The 5,062-nt window shown below is 57.9% G+C and carries 5 protein-coding genes; 1 reads left to right on the top strand and 4 read right to left on the bottom strand.

Features of this window, described 5'->3' with window-relative positions:
• Window positions 1-1,419, top strand: a 1,419-nt coding sequence (locus ACIOU6_RS27380) for a ribonucleoside-diphosphate reductase subunit alpha (protein ID WP_401139838.1), incomplete at its 5' end; no start/stop codon positions are given.
• A 357-nt stretch (window positions 1,420-1,776) separates the two neighbouring features.
• Here ACIOU6_RS27380 and flgE read toward each other — a convergent pair.
• From flgE to flgB, 4 genes are read right to left on the bottom strand one after another with little or no spacing between them, the layout of a single operon-like run.
• A complete protein-coding gene (gene flgE / locus ACIOU6_RS27375) occupies window positions 1,777-3,090 on the bottom strand; it encodes a flagellar hook protein FlgE (RefSeq protein WP_221733037.1) in 1,314 nt (437 codons plus the stop codon).
• A gap of 30 nt (window positions 3,091-3,120) precedes the next feature.
• The gene (gene flgD / locus ACIOU6_RS27370; protein ID WP_221733038.1) at window positions 3,121-3,840 is read right to left on the bottom strand and encodes a flagellar hook assembly protein FlgD; all 720 of its coding nucleotides are present in this window, start codon (window positions 3,838-3,840) and stop codon (window positions 3,121-3,123) included.
• Window positions 3,841-3,855: 15 nt separating this feature from the next.
• Entirely contained in the window at window positions 3,856-4,299 is a 444-nt protein-coding gene (gene flgC / locus ACIOU6_RS27365) for a flagellar basal body rod protein FlgC (protein ID WP_003227217.1), read from the bottom strand.
• Window positions 4,300-4,302: 3 nt separating this feature from the next.
• Window positions 4,303-4,710: a flagellar basal body rod protein FlgB gene (gene flgB / locus ACIOU6_RS27360; RefSeq protein ID WP_007960328.1), complete on the bottom strand. Its 408-nt coding sequence runs from the start codon at window positions 4,708-4,710 to the stop codon at window positions 4,303-4,305.
• Window positions 4,711-5,062 lie beyond the last annotated feature (352 nt).

Genomic DNA, 5,062 nt, shown 5'->3' with positions numbered 1-5,062 from the left:
AAGCGCGTCTTCGATGACGGCAAGTGGACCCTGTTCTCGCCATCCGAAGTACCCGACCTGCACGACCTGAACGGTAAAGCCTTCGAAGAGCGCTACGAGTACTACGAAGCACTGTCCGAATACCCGGGCAAGATCAAACTGTTCAAGACCATCCAGGCCAAAGACCTGTGGCGCAAAATGCTGTCCATGCTGTTCGAAACCGGCCACCCATGGCTGACGTTCAAAGACCCGTGCAACCTGCGCAGCCCGCAGCAGCACGTCGGCGTGGTTCACAGCTCGAACCTGTGCACCGAGATCACCTTGAACACCAACAAGGACGAGATCGCCGTTTGCAACCTGGGCTCGATCAACCTGCCGAACCACATCGTGGACGGCAAGCTGGACACCGCCAAGCTCAAGCGCAGCATCGATGTTGCCGTTCGCATGCTCGATAACGTGATCGACATCAACTACTACTCGGTACCGCAGGCGAAGAACTCCAACTTCCGCCACCGTCCAGTCGGCCTGGGCATCATGGGCTTCCAGGACGCGCTGTACCTGCAACACATCCCTTACGGCTCCGACGCTGCCGTCGAATTCGCCGACAAGTCGATGGAAGCGGTCAGCTACTTCGCGATCCAGGCCTCCTGCGACCTGGCTGACGAGCGTGGCGCGTACGAGACGTTCAACGGTTCGCTGTGGTCCAAAGGCATCCTGCCACTGGACTCGCAACAGATCCTGATCGAACAACGTGGCCAGAAGTACATCGATGTCGACCTGAACGAAACCCTGGATTGGGCACCGGTTCGCGCCCGTGTACAGAAAGGCATTCGTAACTCCAACATCATGGCCATCGCACCGACCGCGACCATCGCCAACATCACTGGCGTATCGCAGTCGATCGAACCGACCTATCAGAACCTCTATGTGAAATCGAACCTGTCGGGCGAATTCACCGTGATCAACCCGTACCTGGTTCGCGACCTCAAGGCTCGCGGTCTGTGGGACTCGGTCATGATCAACGCCCTGACGTACTACGACGGTTCGGTTCAGCAGATCGAGCGCATCCCGCAAGAACTCAAAGAGCTCTACGCGACCGCATTCGAAGAGGACACCAAGTGGATCGTTGACGCCGCCAGCCGTCGTCAGAAGTGGATCGACCAGGCCCAGTCGCTGAACCTGTACATCGCTGGCGCATCGGGCAAGAAGCTCGACGTGACCTACCGCATGGCCTGGTACCGTGGTCTGAAAACCACCTACTACCTCCGCGCCCTGGCCGCGACCAGCACCGAGAAGTCGACCATCAACACCGGTAAGCTGAACGCCGTTTCCAGCGGCGGCAACCATGGTGATGATTCGGTTCTGGCTGCTCCAGCCGGTCCAGCCCCAGTGCCCAAGGCTTGTGCGATTGACGAGCCGGATTGCGAAGCTTGCCAATAACCTGAGCTGATTCAGGCGTCGCGAGACACCTGAACGAGAAACCCCCGACAGACCTCTGGTTTGTCGGGGGTTTTCTTTTGGGCGAGGAAAAAATGACACGGAGTACATCTGACGGAGATTGGCTGGCTTTCAGGCCGCCTTCGCGAGCAGGCTCACTCCTGCAAAAGAGCAAAAACCAATCGCACGCATCTCACCACTCAACAGGATGAGTGTTAGCTCGGCGACAGACTTTCACCTCCAAGTCACCCGCATGGTCACCACAGCCATGCTGGGTGCGCTTGCGCGCAACGCGCCATGCCTGGCGCACAAAAAAAAGCCCCTCAAACGAGGGGCCCCTTTCACAAACCAAAACCAGAATCAGGTCATCTGAATAATGGTCTGCATGATAGTGCTCTGGGTCGAAATGGTCTTGGCGTTCGCCTGATAGTTGCTCTGCGCCTTGATCAGATCCACCAGTTCATTGGTCAGGTTAACGTTCGATTCTTCCAGCGAGTTCGACACGATCGAACCCAGCGTCCCGGTCTTCGGCGCATCAACCCCAGCCACGCCCGACGCGAAAGTCTCCTTCCAGCGCGTACCACCAATCGGCTGCAAGCCCTGCTCGTTAGCGAAGCTGGCTACCGCCACCTGACCAATAGCCTTGGTCTGCTGGTTGCTGAAGTTGGCGGTCATGACACCGGTCGAATCGATGGTCAGACTGGAAATCTGGCCAGTGGCGTAACCATCCTGATACTGCGCAGTACGCGCGGTAGGAGAATTGAACGAAGTGGTCAACGTCATGTTGAACGCGATACCGGCCGGGTTGGCCACAGAACCATTCGGGCCCCAGGTCACTGGCGTAGTCGCCGGGTTGGTCACAACGCCCGGCACCCAACCCGTCATGGTCAGGGTGTTGCCGTTCTGAGTCCAGCCAGCGCCCGCGGTCACGGTATTGATCGTGCCGTCGGAGTTGAAGGTGATGTCGTGGGTCAGCGGCGTCAGGGTGTTGTTGGCCGGATCCGATGGCGTACGACCATCCATGTAGGTGTAGACGCTCCAGGCATTGGTACCCGTTTTCACGTAGTACTGATCCATGCGGTGCTCGTTACCCTGAGTATCGTAGACCGGAGTGGAAATGGTCTTGTTGTAGCTGTTCAGATTGGTTGGGCTGAACGGGGTCACGGTAGGCTTGATGTCTTCCGAGTTCAGGTTCATGGTCTGGTCGATCTTGGTCGTCGCATTCGGCTTGAGGGCCGAAGTGTCGATCTTCAGATCAGTCAGCACACCGCTGATGATCTTGCCGTTGGCATCGACGCCATAGCCTTGCAGACGGTTGCCGTTGTTATCGACAACGTAGTTCTGAGCGTCGGTCTTGAACGCACCGGCACGGGTGTAGCTCAAGGAACCGTTATCACTGAGGATGAAGAAACCATTGCCCTGGATACCCATGTCCAGCACGTTGCCGGTGTTGTTCACGTCACCCTGGCCGAACTGCTGGGAAACGTTGGCCAGACGCACGCCGTTACCAACGGTCTTGCTGCCGGTACCCAGGCGCGTGGCCGAGTACACGTCTTCGAATTCTGCACGGGACGCTTTGAAACCGGTGGTCGCAACGTTGGCGATGTTGTTGCCGGTCACATCCAGTTGCTTGTTGGCAGCATAGAGACCGCTAAGGCCGATATTGAAAGACATATTCCACTCCTTTGTGCCGGTTAGTCGGCTCTATATACCAATGGTTTGTACTTTGGACAGCGCGACGCTGCCCAAACCTGCCAGGTTCAGCATCAACTCACCGCCGGTCTGGCTGATGGTCACGCTGTTAACGGTCGCTGGCAGATAAGTGATCAGCGAAGTGGCCTGACCGTCGTAAGTCGCGTTGGCGGTGAACGTGTAAGTGCCCGCGTTCGCGACCTCACCGGAAGCGTTCTTGCCGTCCCAGATGAAACTGGCGTTACCGGCGTTCTGGGTGCCCATGTCGAGGGTGCGCACGACCTTGCCATCGGCATCTTTGATCGTGACCGAAACAGCCCCGGAAGACGGAACCACCACCGTGCCGTTGAGGCTCTTGCTGGTATCAACCACTGCCTTGTCGGTCTGGGCGATGACCGAGCGGCCCACCAGAGACGACGCCTGCAATGCTTGCGAGGAGTTGTAGTTGCCGGCAATGCCGCTGACGGTGTCGTTCAGCGTGGTGATGCCTTCCAGACTGCTGAACTGCGCCAATTGGGCGACGAATTCGCTGTTGTCTTGCGGGTCGAGCGGATTCTGGTTCTTCAGCTGGGTAACCAGCAGTTGCAAGAACGCATCTTTGCCCAGGGCCTTATTGCCGGCGGCACTGTTGGTGGCCGCAGCCAGACCATCAGCGGTCGTGCCGGTCTTGACCGAGGAGTTGGCCAGAACGTCCTTGATATTTACGCCGCTGGTGGAATCGGAAACACTCATGGCAGTCGCCCCTTATTACTGACCGAGGGTCAGTACCTTCTGCATCATGGTTTTGGCAGTGTTCATCATTTCAGCGTTGGTCTGAAACGACCGGCTCGCGGAAATCATGTCAGCCATTTCTTCCACCACGTTGACGTTCGGGTAGTAGACGTAGCCCTTGGCGTCGGCGGCCGGATGGTTCGGCTCGTAGCGCGCTTCAAGGTTGCTCTGGTCTTCGACCACACCGAGCACCTGCACGCCTTGACCGGCGGCATCCTGGCTCTGGAACAGCGAGTTGCTGCCGCTGTTCTGGCCGCCCTGGAACATGGTGGCGAATACCGGATGACGGGCGCGGTAGGTCTGGTCGATGCTCGACGAGACGGTTTCGGCGTTGGCGATGTTCGACGCCACGGTGTTCAGACGCGTGGTCTGTGCGCTCATGCCGCTGCCGGCAATGTTGAAAACGCTGGACAGGGACATGGGTTACTCTCCGCGCAGGGCTGATACCAGCCCTTTGAATTTGCTGTTGAGCAGCGTGAAGCTGGCCTGGAAGCCCACGGCATTTTCCGCGTAGTTGGACTGTTCCAGTTGAGCGTCCACGGTGTTCTGGTCGATCGACGGTTGCATCGGCGTGCGATACATCAGCGACTCGTCGCCATTGCCCAGACCTTCAGCTTCGATGTGACGGCTGTTGGTCATGTTCAGGGCGATGGTGCCGTTAGCGTTTTTCTGGCTCTGTGCTTCAAGCACTTTGGAGAACTCCAGATCCCGAGCCTTGTAGTTCGGGGTATCGGCGTTGGCGATGTTGTTGGCCAGCACTTCAGCACGCTGGGCGCGGAAGCCCAGTGCTTTTTCGTGAATGCCGAGCGCTTTATCGAAGCTGATGCTCATGTCGGGAACCTTCGGGTGACCGGTTTTTCGTAACTGAGCTTTAGCAAGCGGCGTGCCAAACACAGAAACCTCCGGAAACCGGGCCTTTGCGGGTAACAGGTAAAGCGGCAATGCCAGAAAAGCGGCAACGGGTTTCCGCCAGATGCCGCTTTTCTGCCGCTTGCCTCTCCCCTCCCACCCACACCACAGCCCCACTGTGGGAGCGGGCTTGCTCGCGAAAGCGTCGAGTCAGTCAATATCTGCTTTTCTGCCCCCCCTCGCGAGCAAGCCCGCTTGTGTCTTGATCTGGGAATAAACTCTGAGATGAGAGGGGTGGATGGCAAGCAGTGAGTCCGCGGTGCTTAAAGCACGA

Source organism: Pseudomonas sp. NPDC087615 (assembly GCF_044743445.1).
GTDB lineage: Bacteria > Pseudomonadota > Gammaproteobacteria > Pseudomonadales > Pseudomonadaceae > Aquipseudomonas > Aquipseudomonas baetica_A.
This window is presented reverse-complemented; position numbering and strand designations above follow the sequence as displayed.

What these genes read in the sequence shown, in the direction of transcription:
- flgD (WP_221733038.1), bottom strand. Translation starts at nt 3,840, where the DNA reads ATGAGTGTTTCCGATTCCACCAGCGGCGTAAATATCAAGGACGTTCTG.
- flgE (WP_221733037.1), bottom strand. Translation starts at nt 3,090, where the DNA reads ATGTCTTTCAATATCGGCCTTAGCGGTCTCTATGCTGCCAACAAGCAA.
- flgB (WP_007960328.1), bottom strand. Translation starts at nt 4,710, where the DNA reads ATGAGCATCAGCTTCGATAAAGCGCTCGGCATTCACGAAAAAGCACTG.
- flgC (WP_003227217.1), bottom strand. Translation starts at nt 4,299, where the DNA reads ATGTCCCTGTCCAGCGTTTTCAACATTGCCGGCAGCGGCATGAGCGCA.